14 protein-coding genes are annotated in these 17942 nt (G+C 72.5%); 7 read left to right on the top strand and 7 right to left on the bottom strand.

Annotated features, from left to right (window positions below; all coding sequences use genetic code 11):
* Window positions 1-30: 30 nt before the first annotated feature.
* Both ABZX67_RS17305 and iolC read right to left on the bottom strand, forming a co-directional pair.
* The gene (locus ABZX67_RS17305) at window positions 31-942 is read right to left on the bottom strand and encodes a deoxyribose-phosphate aldolase (protein ID WP_355360783.1); all 912 of its coding nucleotides are present in this window, start codon (window positions 940-942) and stop codon (window positions 31-33) included.
* The gene (iolC, locus tag ABZX67_RS17300) at window positions 939-1898 is read right to left on the bottom strand and encodes a 5-dehydro-2-deoxygluconokinase (protein WP_355360780.1); all 960 of its coding nucleotides are present in this window, start codon (window positions 1896-1898) and stop codon (window positions 939-941) included. The genes ABZX67_RS17305 and iolC overlap by 4 nt, the downstream gene beginning before the upstream one ends.
* Before the next feature lie 125 nt (window positions 1899-2023).
* On the opposite strand from iolC, the gene ABZX67_RS17295 reads away from it, so the two are divergent.
* From ABZX67_RS17295 to ABZX67_RS17280, 4 genes are all read left to right on the top strand, one after another.
* Complete coding sequence (locus ABZX67_RS17295; protein WP_355360777.1) at window positions 2024-2962, top strand: sugar phosphate isomerase/epimerase; 939 nt, start codon at window positions 2024-2026, stop codon at window positions 2960-2962.
* Window positions 2963-3180: 218 nt separating this feature from the next.
* The gene (locus tag ABZX67_RS17290) at window positions 3181-3378 is read left to right on the top strand and encodes a MerR family transcriptional regulator (RefSeq protein ID WP_355360774.1); all 198 of its coding nucleotides are present in this window, start codon (window positions 3181-3183) and stop codon (window positions 3376-3378) included.
* A 215-nt stretch (window positions 3379-3593) separates the two neighbouring features.
* Complete coding sequence (locus tag ABZX67_RS17285; RefSeq protein ID WP_355360771.1) at window positions 3594-3914, top strand: heavy-metal-associated domain-containing protein; 321 nt, start codon at window positions 3594-3596, stop codon at window positions 3912-3914.
* Window positions 3915-4017: 103 nt separating this feature from the next.
* Window positions 4018-6273 (top strand): heavy metal translocating P-type ATPase, encoded by a 2256-nt coding sequence (locus tag ABZX67_RS17280; protein WP_355360768.1) that lies wholly within the window; start codon window positions 4018-4020, stop codon window positions 6271-6273.
* Between the two features lie 401 nt (window positions 6274-6674).
* Here the strand turns inward: ABZX67_RS17280 and ABZX67_RS17275 are convergent, their stop codons facing one another.
* The 5 genes from ABZX67_RS17275 to ABZX67_RS17255 form a co-directional block, all read right to left on the bottom strand.
* Window positions 6675-7964, bottom strand: coding sequence for a citrate synthase (locus tag ABZX67_RS17275; protein ID WP_355360765.1), 1290 nt, complete (start codon window positions 7962-7964; stop codon window positions 6675-6677).
* A 133-nt stretch (window positions 7965-8097) separates the two neighbouring features.
* A complete protein-coding gene (locus ABZX67_RS17270; RefSeq protein WP_355360762.1) occupies window positions 8098-10383 on the bottom strand; it encodes an ATP-dependent RecD-like DNA helicase in 2286 nt (761 codons plus the stop codon).
* 272 nt (window positions 10384-10655) lie between these two features.
* Window positions 10656-11435, bottom strand: coding sequence for a sugar phosphate isomerase/epimerase family protein (locus ABZX67_RS17265; RefSeq protein ID WP_355361024.1), 780 nt, complete (start codon window positions 11433-11435; stop codon window positions 10656-10658).
* Between the two features lie 26 nt (window positions 11436-11461).
* The gene (locus ABZX67_RS17260; protein WP_355360759.1) at window positions 11462-12607 is read right to left on the bottom strand and encodes a dihydrodipicolinate synthase family protein; all 1146 of its coding nucleotides are present in this window, start codon (window positions 12605-12607) and stop codon (window positions 11462-11464) included.
* On the bottom strand, window positions 12604-13755 hold the full coding sequence (locus ABZX67_RS17255) for a Gfo/Idh/MocA family oxidoreductase (RefSeq protein WP_355360756.1): 1152 nt from the start codon (window positions 13753-13755) through the stop codon (window positions 12604-12606). The genes ABZX67_RS17260 and ABZX67_RS17255 overlap by 4 nt, the downstream gene beginning before the upstream one ends.
* A 142-nt stretch (window positions 13756-13897) precedes the next feature.
* Between ABZX67_RS17255 and ABZX67_RS17250 the strand changes: the two genes are divergently transcribed.
* The 3 genes from ABZX67_RS17250 to ABZX67_RS17240 all read left to right on the top strand — a co-directional run bounded on the left by ABZX67_RS17250 (window position 13898) and on the right by ABZX67_RS17240 (window position 17868).
* The gene (locus ABZX67_RS17250; RefSeq protein ID WP_355360753.1) at window positions 13898-14962 is read left to right on the top strand and encodes a LacI family DNA-binding transcriptional regulator; all 1065 of its coding nucleotides are present in this window, start codon (window positions 13898-13900) and stop codon (window positions 14960-14962) included.
* Window positions 14963-15019: 57 nt separating this feature from the next.
* Window positions 15020-15796, top strand: coding sequence for a sugar phosphate isomerase/epimerase family protein (locus tag ABZX67_RS17245; protein WP_355360750.1), 777 nt, complete (start codon window positions 15020-15022; stop codon window positions 15794-15796).
* Window positions 15797-16059: 263 nt separating this feature from the next.
* Window positions 16060-17868, top strand: coding sequence for a glycoside hydrolase family 3 N-terminal domain-containing protein (locus ABZX67_RS17240; protein ID WP_355360747.1), 1809 nt, complete (start codon window positions 16060-16062; stop codon window positions 17866-17868).
* The last annotated feature ends 74 nt before the right edge of the window (window positions 17869-17942 follow it).

The following is a 17942-nucleotide window of genomic DNA, read 5'->3' as shown; positions in this document are numbered from 1 at the left end:
GTCCTTGCGTACCCCCTTCTCGGAGCCTTCTCAGAGCAGGCCCACGGCCGTGTCGACGGCCGCCGCCACATCGTCGTCGGGCGGGTAGAGCAGCGAGCGTCCCACCACCAGACCCTGGACGGTGGGCAGGTGGAGGGCTTTGCGCCACTTCTCGTACGTGGCGTCCTGGTCGCGGCCGACCTCTCCGCCGAGCAGCACGGCGGGCAGGGTGGAGGTCCCCATCACGCGTGCCATGGCGTCCGGGTCGTCGGTGACGGGGACCTTGAGCCAGGTGTACGCCGAGGTGCCGGCGAGACCCGAGGCTATGGCGATGGCCGTGGTCACGGCGTCGGCGCCGAGGTCGTTGCGCAGGCGGCCGTCCGGGTCGCGCCGGCAGAGGAACGGCTCGACGAAGACGGGAAGCCGGTACGCGGCCATGGCGTCGATGGCGCGGGCGGCGGAGTGGAGGGTGGTCAGGGAGCCGGGGTCGCCGGGGTCGATGCGCAGCAGCAGCTTCCCGGCGTCGAAGCGGAGGCGCGCGAGGTCCTCGGGGCGCGGGCCGGTGAAGCGGTCGTCGAGCTCGAAGGCGGCGCCGGCGAGGCCGCCGCGGTTCATGGAGCCCATGACGACCTTCTCTTCGAGGGCGCCGAGGAGGAGCAGGTCGTCGAGGATGTCGGCGGTGGCGAGGACGCCGTCGACGCCGGGGCGGGAGAGGGCGAGGCAGAGGCGTTCGAGGAGGTCGAGGCGGTTGGCCATGGCGAGCGGGCGGTCGCCGACGGCGAGGGCACCGCGGGCGGGGTGGTCGGCGGCGACGATCATGAGCCGGCCGTGGTGGTCGGGGCCCTCGCGCCCGGTGGCGGGGGCGCGGAGGAGGGGCCTGCGCCGGCGGCGGGCGGCGGCCTCGGCGACGGCTTCGGGGTGGCGGGTGCGGACCGCGACGAGGTGCGCGAGGTCGACGCTCACGGTGTGCCGCCGCTCCCGAGCGCCTGCTCGACCTCCTCGGGGAACGGCATCGCGGAGGAGCAGGCGAGGCGGGAGGCGACGAGGGCGCCGGCGGCGTTGGCGTACCGGACCGTCCGCTCCAGGTCCCAGCCGGCGAGCAGCCCGTGGCACAGCGCCCCGCCGAACGCGTCCCCCGCCCCCAGCCCGTTGACGACCTCGACCGGGACGGGCGGCACGTCGGCGGTCTCGCCGTCGGCGGCCATGGCGAGGACCCCCTTGGGCCCCTGCTTGACGACGGCGAGGCGGACACCCGCGTCGAGCAGCGCGCGGGCGGCGGCGTACGGCTCGCGCTCGCCGGTGGCGATCTCGCACTCGTCGAGGTTGCCGACGGCGACGGTGGCGTGCCGGAGGGCCTCGCGGTAGTGCGGGCGGGCGCTGTCGGCGTCGGCCCAGAACACTGGCCGCCAGTCGAGGTCGAAGACGGTGGTGCCGCGCTTGGCCCGGTGTGCGAGGGCGGCGAGGGTGGCCGTGCGGCTGGGCTCGGCGGACAGGCCGGTGCCGGTGACCCAGAAGACGCGGGCGGCGGCGAGGGCGGCCAGGTCCAGCTCGTGCGGGTGGATCTCCAGGTCGGGGGCCTTGGGGTACCGGTAGAAGTAGAGCGGGAAGTGGTCGGGCGGGAAGATCTCGCAGAAGGTGAGCGGCGTCGGGTACGCCTCGACGGGCGTCACCCAGCGGTCGTCGACGTCGAACGCCCGCAGCTCCTGGTGGAGGTAGTCGCCGAACGGATCGGCGCCCGTGCGGCTGACGAGTGCGGTGCGGCGGCCGAGCCGGGCGGCGGCGACGGCGACGTTGGCGGCGGAGCCGCCGAGGAACTTGCCGAAGGCGTCCACCTGGGCGAGCGGCACGCCCGTTTGCAGCGGGTAGAGGTCCACCCCGATGCGCCCCATGGTGATCAGGTCGTACGGATCGGTCGCCATCCATGTCCCCTTCACATCGGCACCGCGCTCAGGTCTAGTCCCCCTCGGAACACCTGTCAACATTTTGTCCTTACATTCGGACTATGCCTTGACGCTCGCTTCCGGCCCCTTCCAAGCTGACCCCCATGACGCCGCAGTCACCGCAGTCGCCGCCGCCGCTGTCGCCACCGCCGCTGTCCCGCATCCGGATCGGCTCCGCCCCCGACTCGTGGGGCGTGTGGTTCGCCGACGATCCCCGGCAGGTCCCCTGGGAACGCTTCCTGGACGAGGTGGCCGCAGCCGGTTACGAGTGGATCGAGCTGGGCCCGTACGGCTATCTCCCCACCGACCCGGCGCGGCTCACCGAGGAGACCGCGCGCCGGGGCCTCAAGGTGTCGGCCGGCACGGTCTTCACCGGCCTGCACCACGGCGAGGCCGTCTGGGAGAAGACCTGGGCCCACGTCGCCGACAACGCCGCCCTCGCCCACGCCATGGGCGCCGACCATCTCGTCGTCATCCCGTCCTTCTGGCGGGACGACAAGACCGGCCGGGTGCTGGAGGACCGGACGCTGACGCCGGAGCAGTGGCGGAACCTGACCCGTCTGACGGAGCGTCTGGGCCTGGAGGTGCAGGACCGCTTCGGGCTCCGGATCGTCGTCCACCCGCACGCCGACACGCACATCGACACCGAGGAGAACGTCACCCGCTTCCTCGACGCCACCGACCCCGGCCTGGTCGCCCTCTGTCTGGACACCGGGCACTACGCGTACTGCGGCGGCGACAGCGTCAAGCTGATCGAGACCTACGGGGAGCGGATCGGCTACCTCCACCTCAAGCAGGTGGACCCCGCGATCCTGGCGCAGGTCGTCGCCGAGGGGACCCCCTTCGGCCCGGCCGTCGCGCGCGGCGTGATGTGCGAGCCGCCGACCGGGGTGCCCGCGTTCGAGCCGGTGCTGGCCGCCGCCCAGGCGCTGGACGTCGACCTCTTCGCCATCGTCGAGCAGGACATGTACCCGTGCCCGCCCGACAAGCCGTACCCCATCGCGGAGCGGACGCGCCGCTTCCTCCGCTCCTGCGGCGCGTGACCGGGCACGCCGATGCCACGTGTGTAACAGGGGTCTCTTCATCGTCACACTTGTCTCCACTACGCGGGACTTCCGTCACAGCCCTTCGACAGCCGCTCCCCGCCGCTCACTCGGCGTCGTTGTCCGGGCACAGGCTCAGTGATCGCCAGCGTCCCGCCGCGGCTCCTCCGACAGCCCTCCCGGGCCGCCGCCGCGGCGCCCGCAGGGAGGTGCCACAGATGACGGACAGAAGGCTCTGGTCCTACAAGGAGATCGCCGCGCACATCCGGGTACAGCCGGACACCGTCCGGTCGTACCGCAAACACGGCCTGCTCCCCCAGCCCGACCACGTCGAGGGCGGCAAGCCCTACTGGTACGCGGACACCATCCGCGTCTGGGTCGCCAACCGGCCGGGCAACCGGGGGCGCAAGGGCTGACGCCCGCCATCCCGGGATCTCGTACCGCCCGCGGCCCCGCACCCTCCCCGGTGCGGGGCCGCGGGCGTTGGGGGGTCGTCGCGCCGGGTCTCGGAAACGGCCGCCGGATCACCTGGCATTTATACCCCCTAGGGGTATAGAGTGATGTGTGTCAGGCAGCCACGGCATCCCCGTGAGCCCCTGGCGCACCATGACCGACCCCAAAGGAGTACGCCATGACCGCCGAGACGAAGACCGAACTCCCCCAGGCCACCTCCGGTTCCTGCTGCTCGCCCTCGGGCGGCTGCCACGACGGTGCCGCCGACGCCCCGGCCGCCGCCGGCACGGTCACCACCGTCTACCAGGTCAAGGGCATGACGTGCGGCCACTGCGAGGGCGCCGTCTCCAGCGAGATCTCCGAGATCCCGGGCGTCACCTCCGTCACGGCCGTCGCCGCCACGGGCCGCGTTACCGTGGTGTCCGAGGCCGCGCTGGACGAGGACGCGGTACGCGCGGCCGTCGACGAGGCGGGCTACGAGCTCGTCGGCCAGGCCTGAGCGCGAGCTCACCCGAAAGGCTCCAACGGCTCCCACGGCCCGAACGGCCGGGTCGTACCGTGACGACGGTCGGCCCGGCCCCGTCCCGCTCCTGGAAACGCCCATGACCAGCACCGCCACCACCGCACCGGAGACCTCCACCACCGAACTGATCATCGGCGGCATGACCTGCGCCTCCTGTGCGGCCCGCGTGGAGAAGAAGCTCAACCGCATGGAAGGCGTCACCGCGACCGTCAACTACGCGACCGAGAAGGCGACGGTCACGCACCCGAAGGGCGTGGAGGTCGCCGACCTGATCGCCACGGTCGTGAAGACGGGTTACACGGCACAGGAGCCGGCTCCGCCGCCCCCGCCGCCGCATCCCGCCGCGGAGCCCACCGCCCCGGGCACGCGCGACACCGGCGGGACACAGAGCGAACACGACGCGCTACGGCAGCGGCTCGCCGTCTCCCTCCTCCTCGCCGCGCCCGTCGTCCTGCTCGCGATGGTGCCCTCGCTCCAGTTCGACCACTGGCAGTGGCTCTCGCTCACCCTGGCCGCGCCCGTCGTCGTCTGGGGCGGCCTGCCGTTCCACCGGGCCGCCTGGACCAACCTCCGGCACGGCGCCGCGACGATGGACACGCTCGTCTCGGTCGGCACCCTCGCCGCCTTCGGCTGGTCCCTGTGGGCGCTGTTCCTCGGCCACGCCGGCGCACCCGGCATGCGCCACGGCTTCGACCTCACCCCCGCCCCCGGGGACGGCGCGTCGACGATCTACCTGGAGGTCGCCGCCGGGGTCACCGTCTTCATCCTCCTCGGCCGCTACCTGGAGGCCCGCGCCAAGCGCAGCGCCGGTGCGGCCCTCCGCGCGCTCATGCGCCTCGGCGCGAAGGACGTGGCCGTCCTGCGCGGCGGCCGCGAGGTGCGGATCCCCGTCGGCGACCTGCGGCCCGGCGACCGCTTCGCGGTCCGCCCCGGAGAGAAGATCGCCACCGACGGGACGGTCGTCGAGGGCGCCTCCGCCGTCGACGTGTCGCTGCTCACCGGCGAGTCCGTCCCCGTCGACGTCACCGTCGGCGACCCCGTCACCGGGGCCACGCTCAACACCTCCGGCCGCCTCGTCGTCGAGGCCACCCGCGTCGGCGCCGACACGCAGCTCGCCCGGATGGCGCGGCTGGTCGAGGAGGCGCAGGCCGGCAAGGCGCGGGTGCAGCGGCTCGCGGACCGGATCTCCGCCGTCTTCGTGCCCGTCGTGCTGCTGATCTCGCTCGGCACGCTGCTGACCTGGCTGGCGGCGACCGGTGACGCGACCGCGTCCTTCACCGCGGCCGTCGCCGTCCTGATCATCGCCTGCCCGTGCGCGCTGGGTCTCGCCACGCCGACCGCGCTCATGGTCGGCACCGGGCGCGGCGCCCAGCTCGGCATCCTCATCAAGGGTCCGGAGGTGCTGGAGTCCACGCGTCGCGTCGACACCGTCGTCCTGGACAAGACCGGAACGGTCACCACCGGCCGCATGACCCTCCAGGGCGTGTACGCCTCCGAGGGCACGGACGAGCGCGAGCTGCTGCGCCTCGCGGGCGCGCTGGAGCACGCCTCCGAGCACCCGGTCGCCCGCGCGATCGCGGCCGGCGCCGCCGAGCGCCTGGGCGAGGGCGAGCTGCCGTCGCCCGAGAGCTTCGAGAACGTCCCGGGGCTCGGCGTACGGGGTGTCGTCGACGGCCACAAGGTCGTGGTCGGCCGCGCGGCCCTGCTGGACGGCGCGGAGAGCGCGCCGACTGCCTCCGACGACGGCGCCACCCTCGTCCACGTCGCCTGGGACGGCCGGGTGCGCGGCAGCCTCGCCGTCGCCGACGCCGTCAAGGAGACGAGCCCGGAGGCAGTGCGACGGCTGCGCGCCCTCGGGCTCACGCCGGTCCTGCTCACCGGCGACAACAGGGCCGTCGCCGAGCGGGTGGCGGCCGAGGTCGGCATCGACGAGGTGTACGCCGAGGTGCTGCCCGAGGAGAAGGTGGACGTCGTCAAGCGCCTCCAGGCCGAGGGCCGCTCGGTGGCGATGGTCGGCGACGGCGTGAACGACGCGGCCGCCCTCGCCCAGGCCGACCTGGGGCTGGCGATGGGCACCGGCACGGACGCGGCCATCGAGGCGGGCGACCTCACCCTCGTACGCGGGGACCTACGGGTCGCGGCGGACGCCATCCGCCTCGCGCGCCGCACCCTCGCGACGATCAAGGGGAACCTCTTCTGGGCCTTCGGCTACAACGTCGCCGCGCTGCCGCTGGCCGCCGCCGGGCTCCTCAACCCCATGATCGCGGGGCTCGCCATGGCTTTTTCGTCCGTTTTCGTGGTGACTAACAGCCTTCGCCTGCGATCGTTTACGTGAGTTTGCCTTCACGTGACACACAAGACCTTCACAAAGAGACCTAGATCACAGATATTTGGGGGTAACCATTTGGACGGCTCGCGAGTCTAAATGGGCGATGCCACGAACGTCTTGGGGGACGTTCATGGGATGTCTTGGGGGACGTCCCAGGCAAGCGTTGGCCGGGGCACGTGCACCGGGGAGCTTTGAGCGGCCCTCCCGTACGTACGTACCCCGGCAGATCGCACACGCGAGCTTCTGCTGAACCCGGCAGACGCCCGGCCGGATCCCGTGGGGGGAATCCGCTCCGGGGTAAGGAAGCGCCCCGCTCGCCGACCCGTGGGGGGATCGGCGGCGGGGCGCTTCTGCTTCCCCCGTGCGGGAACTTCCCGTGGGGGAACTTCCCGTGGGGGAAGCGAGGCTCAGCGGGCCTCGACCGGCACGAAGTCGCGCAGGACCTCGCCCGTGTAGATCTGGCGCGGGCGGCCGATGCGGGAGCCCGGCTCCTTGATCATCTCGTGCCACTGGGCGATCCAGCCCGGCAGCCGGCCCAGGGCGAAGAGGACCGTGAACATCTCGGTCGGGAAGCCCATCGCCCGGTAGATCAGACCCGTGTAGAAGTCGACGTTGGGGTAGAGGTTGCGCGAGACGAAGTACTCGTCGGCGAGCGCGTGCTCCTCCAGCTTCAGCGCGATGTCGAGCAGCTCGTCGGACTTGCCGAGGGCCGACAGGACGTCGTGCGCCGCCGCCTTGATGATCTTCGCGCGCGGGTCGAAGTTCTTGTAGACGCGGTGGCCGAAGCCCATCAGGCGGACGCCGTCCTCCTTGTTCTTCACCTTGCGGATGAAGGAGTCGACGTCGCCGCCGGTGGCCTGGATGCCCTGGAGCATCTCCAGCACCGACTGGTTGGCGCCACCGTGCAGCGGGCCCCACAGGGCCGAGATGCCGGCGGAGATCGAGGCGAACATGTTCGCCTGCGAGGAGCCGACCAGGCGCACGGTGGAGGTGGAGCAGTTCTGCTCGTGGTCCGCGTGCAGGATCAGCAGCTTGTCCAGCGCGGAGACCACGACCGGGTCGAGCTCGTACTCCTGCGCCGGGACCGAGAAGGTCATGCGCAGGAAGTTCTCGACGTACGAGAGGTCGTTGCGGGGGTAGACGAAGGGGTGACCGATCGACTTCTTGTACGCGTACGCCGCGATCGTCGGCAGCTTGGCCAGCAGCCGGATCGTGGACAGGTGACGCTGCTTCTCGTCGAAGGGGTTGTGGCTGTCCTGGTAGAAGGTGGACAGCGCGCTGACGACGGAGGACAGCATCGCCATCGGGTGGGCGTCGCGCGGGAACCCGTCGAAGAACCGCTTGACGTCCTCGTGCAGCAGCGTGTGCTGCGTGATCTCGTTACGGAAGGCCGCCAGCTCGTCGACCTTCGGCAGCTCGCCGTTGATCAGCAGGTACGCCACCTCGAGGAAGGTGGAGCGCTCGGCCAGCTGCTCGATGGGGTAGCCGCGGTACCGCAGGATGCCCTGCTCGCCGTCGAGGTAGGTGATCGCGGATTTATAGGCGGCGGTGTTGCCGTAACCGCTGTCCAGGGTCACCAGACCGGTCTGGGCTCGGAGCTTCCCGATGTCGAAGCCCTTGTCACCGACGGTGCTCTCGACCACCGGGTAGGTGTACTCACCGTCCGCGTACCGCAGTACTACAGAGTTGTCGCTCACGTCATCCCTCACCGACGTAGTGCCTCTTCTTCGAGGTGCCCTGACTGTCTCTACCATCCCCCACTTGGCTCAGCAGAGTGCACTCGGGGTCGACCATTCGGCCAATTGGCGGCACTCAGTGCCGTCAACCTGCTCATCCTGCCCCCTTCGCCCCGGTTAGGAAAGTCCTGCGATCTCCCGGGGGCCCCTGGGTGATGTTTCCCACCCGCACCTCACCTGTCAGGCGGTGGCGCAGTGAGGTAAAGCGCCGGCCGGCGGAGACGGTGCGGACGGCCTGGGCGATCGCCTTGCGCGAGCCGACGAGGACGACGAGCTTCTTGGCGCGCGTGACGGCGGTGTAGAGCAGGTTGCGCTGGAGCATCATCCACGCTCCCGTGGTCACCGGGATCACCACGGCCGGGTACTCGCTGCCCTGGGAGCGGTGGATCGTGACGGCGTACGCGTGTGCCAGCTCGTCGAGCTCGTCGAAGTCGTACGGCACCTCCTCGTCCTCGTCCGTCAGTACCGTCAGACGCTGGTCGTCCACGTTCAGGGACGTGACCACGCCGACCGTGCCGTTGAAGACTCCGTTCGCTCCCTTTTCGTAATTGTTGCGAATCTGGGTGACCTTGTCGCCGACGCGGAAGACCCGGCCGCCGAACCTCTTCTCGGGCAGATCGGGGCGGGCGGGGGTGATCGCCTGTTGCAACAGTCCGTTGAGGGTGCCCGCGCCGGCCGGGCCGCGGTGCATGGGCGCGAGGACCTGGACGTCCCGGCGGGGATCAAGGCCGAATCTCATCGGTACGCGGCGGGCCGCGACGTCCACCGCGAGGCGGCCGGCCTCCTCCGTCTCCTCCGCGACGAAGAGGAAGAAGTCGGGAAGCCCCGAAGTGAGGGGCTGCTGCCCGGAGTTGATGCGGTGGGCGTTGGTGACGACGCCGGACTGCCGGGCCTGCCGGAAGATCCTCGTCAGCCGTACGGCGGGGACGGGGCTGCCCGGGGCCAGCAGGTCGCTCAGCACCTCGCCCGCGCCGACGCTCGGCAGCTGGTCCACGTCCCCCACCAGCAGCAGGTGGGCGCCGGGGGCGACCGCCTTGACCAGCTTGTTGGCCAGCAGCAGGTCCAGCATGGACGCCTCGTCGACGACGACCAGGTCGGCGTCGAGCGGCCGGTCCCGGTCGTACGCGGCGTCGCCGCCCGGCTTGAGCTCCAGCAGCCGGTGCACGGTCGACGCCTCGGCGCCGGTCAGCTCCGCCAGCCGCTTGGCCGCGCGGCCGGTCGGCGCGGCGAGGACGACCTTGGCCTTCTTGGCCCGGGCCAGCTCCACGATGGACCGCACCGTGAAGGACTTGCCGCAGCCGGGGCCGCCCGTCAGCACGGCCACCTTCTCGGTGAGGGCCAGGCGCACGGCCTGCTCCTGCTCGGGCGCCAGCTCCGCCCCCGTACGGTCCGCGAGCCACGCCAGCGCCTTGTCCCAGGCGACGTCCCGGAAGGCCGGCATCCGGTCCTCCTCGGTGCGCAGCAGCCGCAGCAGCTGGGCGGCGAGGGAGACCTCGGCGCGGTGGAACGGCACCAGGTAGACGGCGGTCAGCGGCTCCCCCTCCGGCCCCGGCACCCGCTCCCGTACGACACCGCCCTCCTCCTCGTCCGCGACGAGCTCGGAGAGGCACTCGATGACCAGGCCCATGTCGACCTGGAGCAGCTTCACCGCCTCCGCGATCAGCTGCTCCTCGGGCAGGAAGCAGTGCCCCTGGTCGCTGGACTGGGACAGCGCGTACCGCAGCCCCGCCTTCACGCGCTCCGGGCTGTCGTGCGGTATGCCGACGGCCTGCGCGATCCGGTCGGCGGTGAGGAACCCGATGCCCCACACGTCGGCGGCCAGCCGGTAGGGCTGGTTCTTCACGACCGAGATCGAGGCGTCCTCGTACTTCTTGTAGATCCGCACCGCGATGGAGGTGGAGACGCCCACGCCCTGGAGGAAGACCATCACCTCCTTGATCGCTTTCTGCTCCTCCCACGCGGCCCCGATGAGCTTGGTCCGCTTGGGCCCGAGCCCCGGCACTTCGATGAGCCGCTTCGGCTCCCGCTCGATGACGTCGAGCGTCTCCACCCCGAAGTGGTCGACGATCCGCTCGGCGATGCGCGGCCCGATGCCCTTGATCAGCCCCGACCCGAGGTACCGGCGGATGCCCTGCACGGTCGCGGGCAGCACGGTGGTGTAGTTCTCCACGGTGAACTGCCTGCCGTACTGCGGATGCGACCCCCACCGCCCCTCCATCCGCAGCGACTCCCCCGGCTGCGCGCCGAGCAGCGACCCGACCACCGTGAGGAGCTCCCCACTGCCACGCCCGGTGTCGACCCGCGCGACGGTGTAGCCGCTCTCCTCGTTGGCGTACGTGATCCGCTCGAGGACCCCTTCGACGACTGCCAGATTGGACATGCCCCGACGCTACCGGGCAGGTCGGACAGCGCGGCAGGGCTGTGGACACTCCCCTGTGGACAACTCACCCGCGCGTGACTGCCGGCGGGCACTCGAGGGGCCCGGTCCGATGACCGGGCCCCTGTGCGCTCCCCCCGCCCCTCAAGGCCTCCCGAATCCCCCCAGATTCCCCCCGGAAGCCCTGACGCCATGTACGACTCCCCTCACCGCCGGTTGGTTGCACGGATGCGGGGGGTAATTTTTCCGGAAGCCGGATTCCACAAGCGGCCGCCCTACAGCGCGTGCTCCACGTACCGGCGGGCCGTCTCCTCCAGGACCTCCAGGCCGTCGCGGGCCCACAGCTCGTCGTTGAAGAGCTCGACCTCAATGGGGCCGGTGTAGCCCGCCGCGTCGACGCGTTCGCGCCAGGCGCGGAGGTCGATCGTGCCGTCGCCCAGCCGGCCGCGGCCGGTGAGGACGCCGGCCGGGAGGGGGAGGGTCCAGTCGGCGAGCTGGAAGGAGTGGATGCGGCCCTGCGCGCCCGCGCGGGCGACCGCCGCCGGGGCGCGGTCGTCCCACCAGACGTGGTACGTGTCGACGACGACGCCGACCTGCTCGGCCGGGAAGCGTTCCGCGAGGTCGAGGGCCTGGTCCAGGGTGGAGACGGCGCAGCGGTCGGCCGCGTACATGGGGTGCAGCGGCTCGATCGCCAGGCGGACGCCGCGCTCGGCGGCGTACGGGGCGAGCTCGGTGAGGGCGTCCGCGATGAGGGAGCGGGCACCCGGCAGGTCCTTGCTGCCGGGGGGCAGGCCGCCGGAGACCAGGACCAGGGTGTCCGTACCGAGGGTCGCCGCCTCGTCGACGGCGGCGCGGTTGTCGTCGAGGTCGGCCGCGGTGGTGAAGAAGCCGCCGCGGCACAGGGTGGTGACCGTCAGGCCGGCGTCCCGGACGAGCTTGGCCGTGGCCTCCAGGCCGTACGCGGCGACCGGCTCGCGCCAGAGGCCGACGCCGGGGACGCCGAGGCGGACGCAGGCCTCCGTCAGCTCGGGCAGCGGGAGTTGCTTGACCGTCATCTGGTTGATGCTGAAGCGGGAAAGGTTCACTGCGCGACTCCGTACACCGTCAGCAGGCTCCGCATGCGGGATTCGGCCAGCTCCGGGTCCGGGAACAGCCCGAGCCGGTCGGCGAGTTCGTACGCCGTCGCCAGGTGCGGGAGCGAGCGCGCCGACTGCAGGCCGCCGACCATCGTGAAGTGGTCCTGGTGGCCGGCCAGCCACGCCAGCAGCACCACGCCCGTCTTGTAGAAGCGGGTCGGCGCCTGGAAGAGGTGGCGGGAGAGCGGGACCGTCGGGTCGAGGAGGGCGCGGAAGCCCTCCGTGTCACCGGTGTCGAGGCGGCGGACCGCCTCCGCCGCGAGCGGGCCCAGCGGGTCGAAGATGCCCAGCAGCGCGTGGCTGAAGCCCTGGTCGTCGCCCGCGATCAGCTCGGGGTAGTGGAAGTCGTCGCCGGTGTAGCAGCGCACGCCCCTCGGGAGGCGGCGGCGCAGGTCGACCTCGCGCCGCGCGTCCAGCAGGGACACCTTGACGCCGTCGACCTTGTCCGGGTGCTCGGCGATGATCTTCAGGAAGGTGTCGGTCGCCGCGTCCAGGTCCGCCGAGCCCCAGTAGCCCTCCAGGGCCGGGTCGAACATCGGGCCCAGCCAGTGGAGGACGACGGGCTCGGCGGACTGGCGCAGGAGGTGGGTGTAGACGGTGAGGTAGTCGTCGGGGCTCGTCGCGGCCGCCGCGAGGGCGCGGGACGCCATGAGGATGGGTTGCGCGCCGGTGGATTCGACGAGGGCCAGTTGTTCCTCGTAGGCCGCCGTCACCCGGTCCAGTCCGTGCGCGCCCGGGGCAAGCTGGTCCGTGCCGACGCCCGCCGCGATCCGCCCGCCGACCGCCTTCGCCTCGGCAGCGGAGCGGCGGATCAGCTCGGCGGCCCCCGCCCAGTCCAGGCCCATGCCCCGCTGCGCGGTGTCCATGGCCTCCGCGACACCCAGCCCGTGCGACCACAGGTGGCGGCGGAAGGCGAGCGTGGCGTCCCAGTCCACGGCCGCCGGGGAGTCGGGCGAGACGTCCGCGTACGGGTCGGCCACGACGTGCGCGGCGGAGAAGACCGTACGGGAGGCCAGGGCGGTGCCTGGTGCGCCGAAGGCGGCGGGCTCGGTGCGCGGCTCGTACGTGCCGTGCGGCAGTCGGATGGTCACAGCGACAGCTCCGGTACGTCGTAGCGGCGGCCCTCCGCCGAGGACTTCAGGCCCAGCTCGGCGAGCTGGACGCCGCGCGCCCCCGCCAGCAGGTCCCAGTGGTACGGCTCGTCGAGCGCGACATGGCGCAGGAACAGCTCCCACTGGGCCTTGAAGCCGTTGTCGAACTCGGTGTTGTCCGGCACCTCCTGCCACTGGTCGCGGAAGGAGTGCGTGACCGGGAGGTCCGGGTTCCAGACGGGCTTGGGGGTCATGGAGCGGTGCTGGACGCGGCAGCCGCGCAGTCCGGCGACGGCCGAGCCGTGCGTGCCGTCGACCTGGAACTCGACGAGCTCGTCGCGGTGGACGCGCACCGCCCAGGAGGAGTTGATCTGCGCGACGGCGCCGCCCTCCAGCTGGAAGACGCCGTACGCGGCGTCGTCGGCGGTGGCGGCGTACGGCTTGCCGTCCTCGTCCCAGCGCTGCGGGATGTGGGTGGTGACGTGGGCGGAGACCGAGGTCACGCGGCCGAACAGCTCGTGCAGCACGTACTCCCAGTGCGGGAACATGTCGACGACGATGCCGCCGCCGTCCTCGGCGCGGTAGTTCCAGGAGGGGCGCTGGGCCTCCTGCCAGTCGCCCTCGAAGACCCAGTAGCCGAACTCTCCCCGTACGGAGAGGATCTCGCCGAAGAAGCCGCCGTCGATGAGGCGCTTCAGCTTCAGCAGGCCCGGGAGGAAGATCTTGTCCTGGACGACGCCGTGCTTGATGCCGGCGGCCCGGGCCAGCCGCGCCAGCTCCAGGGCGCCGGCGGTGTCGGTGGCGGTGGGCTTCTCGGTGTAGACGTGCTTGCCGGCGGCGATGGCCTTGGTGAGGGCGTCGACGCGGGCGGAGGTTACCTGGGCGTCGAAGTAGACGTCGGTGCGCTCGTCGGCGAGGACCGCGTCGAGGTCGGTGGTCCACTCGGTGAGGCCGTGGCGTTCGGCGAGGGCGCGCAGGGCGTGCTCGCGGCGGCCGACGAGGACGGGCTCGGGCCACAGGACCTCGCCGCCGCCGAGGTCCAGGCCGCCCTGCTCGCGGATCGCGAGGATCGAACGCACCAGGTGCTGCCGGTAGCCCATCCGCCCCGTGACGCCGTTCATGGCGATCCGCACTGTCCTGCGTGTCACGAAGGTCCCTCCAAGACTCGGGCGCCGTGCCGGCGCGGTAAGCGCGGCGTAGTAAGCGCTTTCTATGAGTGATGACGCTAGCCTGCGGACAGCGGCGCGTACAAGAGCCACGCCCGACTCTCCTCGGAGGAACGCGATAGCGATGACAGTCACCCTGGCCGATGTGGCGGCGCGCGCCCGGGTGTCCCCGGCGACCGTGTCGCGCGTCCTGAACGGCAACTACCCGGTCGCCGCGTCCACGCGCGAGCGCGTGCTGCGCGCGGTGGAGGAGCTCGACTACGTCCTCAACGGTCCGGCCAGCTCGCTGGCCGCCGCCACCTCCGACCTGATCGGCATCCTCGTCAACGACATCGCCGACCCCTTCTTCGGGATCATGGCGGGCGCGGCGCAGAGCGCGATCGGCGAGGGCGCGCCGGGCCGCGCGGGCGGCGAGAAGCTCGCCGTGGTCTGCAACACCGGTGGCTCGCCGGAGCGCGAGCTGCGGTACCTGACGCTGCTGCAGCGCCAGCGTGCGGCGGCCGTCGTGCTCACGGGCGGCGCGCTGGAGGACCCCGCGCACACGGCCGCGATGGCCGCCCGGTTCGCCAAGCTGGCGGACGCGGGCACACGCGTGGTGCTGTGCGGGCGGCCGCCGGTGGAGAACGGCGACGCCGCGATCGCGGCCGCCCTGACCTTCGACAACCGCGGCGGCGGGCGGCGGCTCACCGAGCACCTGCTGGCGCTCGGGCACCGGCGGATCGGTTACGTCGCCGGGCCCGCCGAGCGCACGACGACCCGGCACCGGCTCGAGGGCCACCGCGAGGCGATGGCCGCGGCCGGTCTGGCGGGCCCGGACCTGGAACGGCTCACCGTGCACGGCTCGTACGACCGCCGCTCCGGCTACGACGCGACGCTGGAGCTGCTGCGGCGCGACCCGGACCTGACGGCGGTCGTCGCCGCCAACGACACCGTGGCGCTGGGCGCCTGCGCCGCGCTGCGGGACCGGGGCCTGCGCATCCCCGACGACGTCTCGGTGGCGGGCTTCGACGACCTGCCCTTCTCGGTGGACGCGGTACCGGCGCTCACGACCGTACGGCTTCCGCTGTCGGAGGCGGGCGCGCGGGCGGGCCGCCTCGCGGTGGGCGCCGAGGCCGCGCCCCCCGGCGGCATCGCGACGATCCCGGCGGAGCTGATGGTGCGGGCGTCGACGGGGCGGCCGCGGGGGTAGTCCGGGGCGTCGAGCCGTTCGGTCATAGGAGCGCGGCGAGCGGGTAGGTTCGCGCCCATGAAGTACGCCTTCTCCACGCTCGGCGTCCCCGGGACGCCCGTCGCCGATGTCGTACGCCTCGCCGCCGAGACCGGCTACCACGGGGTCGAACTGCGCGCCCACCCCGAGGAACCCGTGCACCCGGGGCTGCCGGCGCATCAGCGCCGCGTGGTGGTCGACGAGTTCGCGCGCGCCGGCGTCGAGATCCTCTCCGTCGCCGGGTACGCGCGGGTCGCGGCGGCGGGTGACGACGAGGCCGTGTACGAGGAGCTGCACCGGCTGCTGTACCTGGCGGCCGACCTGGGCGCGCCCTACGTACGGGTCTTCCCGGGCGGCGGCGACCAGGACCCGGCGGACGCGGACGCGACGGCCGCGCGGCGGCTGGGCGCGGCGGCGGAGGTCGCGGCGGAGCTGGGCGTACGGGTCCTGCTCGAGACCCACGACTCGCACCGCACGGGCGCGGACGTCGCCCGCGTCGTGGGCGCGGTCGGCCACAAGCACGTCGGCGCGCTGTGGGACGTGATGCACCCCTGGCTCGCGGGCGAGGCCCCGGAGGCGACGCACGCGGTCCTCGCGCCGTACCTCGGGTACGTCCAGGTCAAGGACATCGCCTCCCGCGAGGACACGACCCCGCGCCCCCTGGGCACCGGGGTGCTGCCGCTCGCGGAGTGCCTGGGCCTGATGCGCGGTGAGGGCTGGGCGTGCTGGGAGTACGAGAAGCGCTGGTACGCCGACGCGGCGGAGCTGCCGCGCCTGCTGGCGGCGGGGCGCGAGCGGCTGGCGGGCCTGGGATAGGGGCTGGCGGTTCCGTACGCGCCCGTGGGCGACCCGGGGGCTCGGGCACGGAGGCTCGTCGATCGACGCAGCGCGGTAGGGGACGGCCAGGCAGCCCCTCCAAGCGCGCGTGACGGAGCGACACCTCGGGGCCGGCCAGGGGCTTTGCCGCGCACTGCGGTCCCGGTTCTTGACCTGGCAGTTACTTTCCGGCTATGCGTGGCTCCTTGGAAGTTTCCTTCACCGCCTCCCACTCCCCCTCCGCACGGCCGGAAGGAGCACCAGTGCACCACCGCGCCACCACCTCCAGACGTACCCTCCTCACCGTCACCGCCGCCGCGGCGGCCGCCGCCGCCACCGGGGTGGCCACCCCGGTGCGGGCCGCAGACGACCGCCGCCTCCAGCAGCTCATCTCGCGGATGAGCCTGGAGGAGAAGGTCGGCCAGCTCTTCGTCTCGCGGGTGTACGGGCACTCCGCCACCGCGCCCGACCCGGCCGACGTCGACGCGAACCTCAAGGAGATCGGCGTCCGCACCGCCGCCGAGCTCGTCGGCCGGTACCACGTCGGCGGCGTCATCTACTTCACCTGGGCGCACAACACCCGCGACCCGCACCAGATCGCCGACCTGTCCAACGGCATCCAGCGCGCCGGGCTCGCGAAGCCCACCCCCGTACCGCTCCTCATCTCCACCGACCAGGAGCACGGCATCGTCGCCCGGATAGGGGAACCCGCCACCCTGGTGCCCGGCGCGATGGCGCTCGGCGCGGGCGGGTCCCGCTCCGACGCCCGCCGCGCCGCGCGCGTCGCGGCCCGGGAGCTCGCCGCGATGGGCATCCGCCAGAACTACGCGCCCGTCGCCGACGTCAACGTCAACCCCGCCAACCCCGTCATCGGCGTCCGCTCCTTCGGCGCCGACCCCGAGGCCGTGGCCGAGCTGGTCGCCGCCCAGGTGAAGGGGTACCAGCGGGCCGGGGTCGCGGCCACCACCAAGCACTTCCCCGGCCACGGCGACACCGAGACCGACAGCCACTACGGGCTGCCGAGGATCAACCACACGCGCGAGCAGTGGGAGAAGCTCGACGCGCCGCCGTTCCGGGCGGCCATCGCCGCCGGCATCGACTCGATCATGACGGCGCACATCGTCGTCCCGGCCCTCGACCCCGCCGAGGAGCCCGCGACCCTCTCCCGCCCCATCCTCACCGGAATCCTGCGTGAGCGCCTCGGCTACGACGGCGTCGTCGTGACCGACTCGCTCGGCATGGAGGGCGTCCGCACCAAGTACGGCGACGCCCGCGTGCCCGTCCTCGCCCTACAGGCGGGGTGCGACCAGCTGCTCAACCCGCCGCACCTGCCCACCGCCTGGAACGCCGTCCTCAAGGCCGTACAGAGCGGCGAGATCAGCGAGGCCCGCATCGAGGAATCGATTCTCCGCATCCTGCGCCTCAAGGCGAAGCTCGGCCTCTTCCGCGAGCCGTACGTCACCCACGAGGGCGTGGACCGCACCGTCGGCTCCGCCCTCCACCTCGCCACGGCCGACCGGATCGCGGAGCGGACCACGACCCTCCTGCTCAACGAAGGCGGCCTGCTGCCCCTCGACCGCCGCGAGCGGCCCCACCTGCTCGTCGTCGGCGCCGACCCGGCGTCCCCTTCCGGCACCACGGGCCCGCCGACCGCCACCCTCGCCGCCGCCCTCACCGAGCTGGGCTTCACGGCGGCGGCGCTGTCCACCGGCACCGCGCCCTCCACCGCGAAGATCGACGACGCGGTGGCGGCCGCGGCGGGCAAGGACGCGGTCGTCGTGGGCACGTACAACGTCTCGGCGACCAGTACGCAGCGCACGCTGGTGTCCCGGCTCGCCGCGACCGGCGTGCCGGTCATCACGGTCGCCCTGCGCAACCCGTACGACATCGCACGCCTCAGCGGCCAGCGCGCCACCCTCGCCGCGTACTCCTGGACCGACGTCGAACTGCGCGCCGCCGCGCGGGTCATCGCCGGGCGGGCGCGGCCCGGGGGGCGGCTGCCGGTGCCCGTGCAGCGCGCCGACGACCCGGCGCAGGTGCTGTATCCGATGGGCTACGGCCTGACGTACTGAGTGGCCGACGACAACGGCGAGTACTGGACCGTCATCACCGGTGACGGCACCAAGTACGTCTTCGGCCTGAACAA

The sequence above is a fragment of the Streptomyces sp. NPDC003036 genome, assembly GCF_040611175.1.
Taxonomy (GTDB): Bacteria; Actinomycetota; Actinomycetes; order Streptomycetales; family Streptomycetaceae; genus Streptomyces.
Note: the sequence above shows the minus strand (reverse complement) of the source record. Positions and strands in the feature narration are given on the sequence as shown.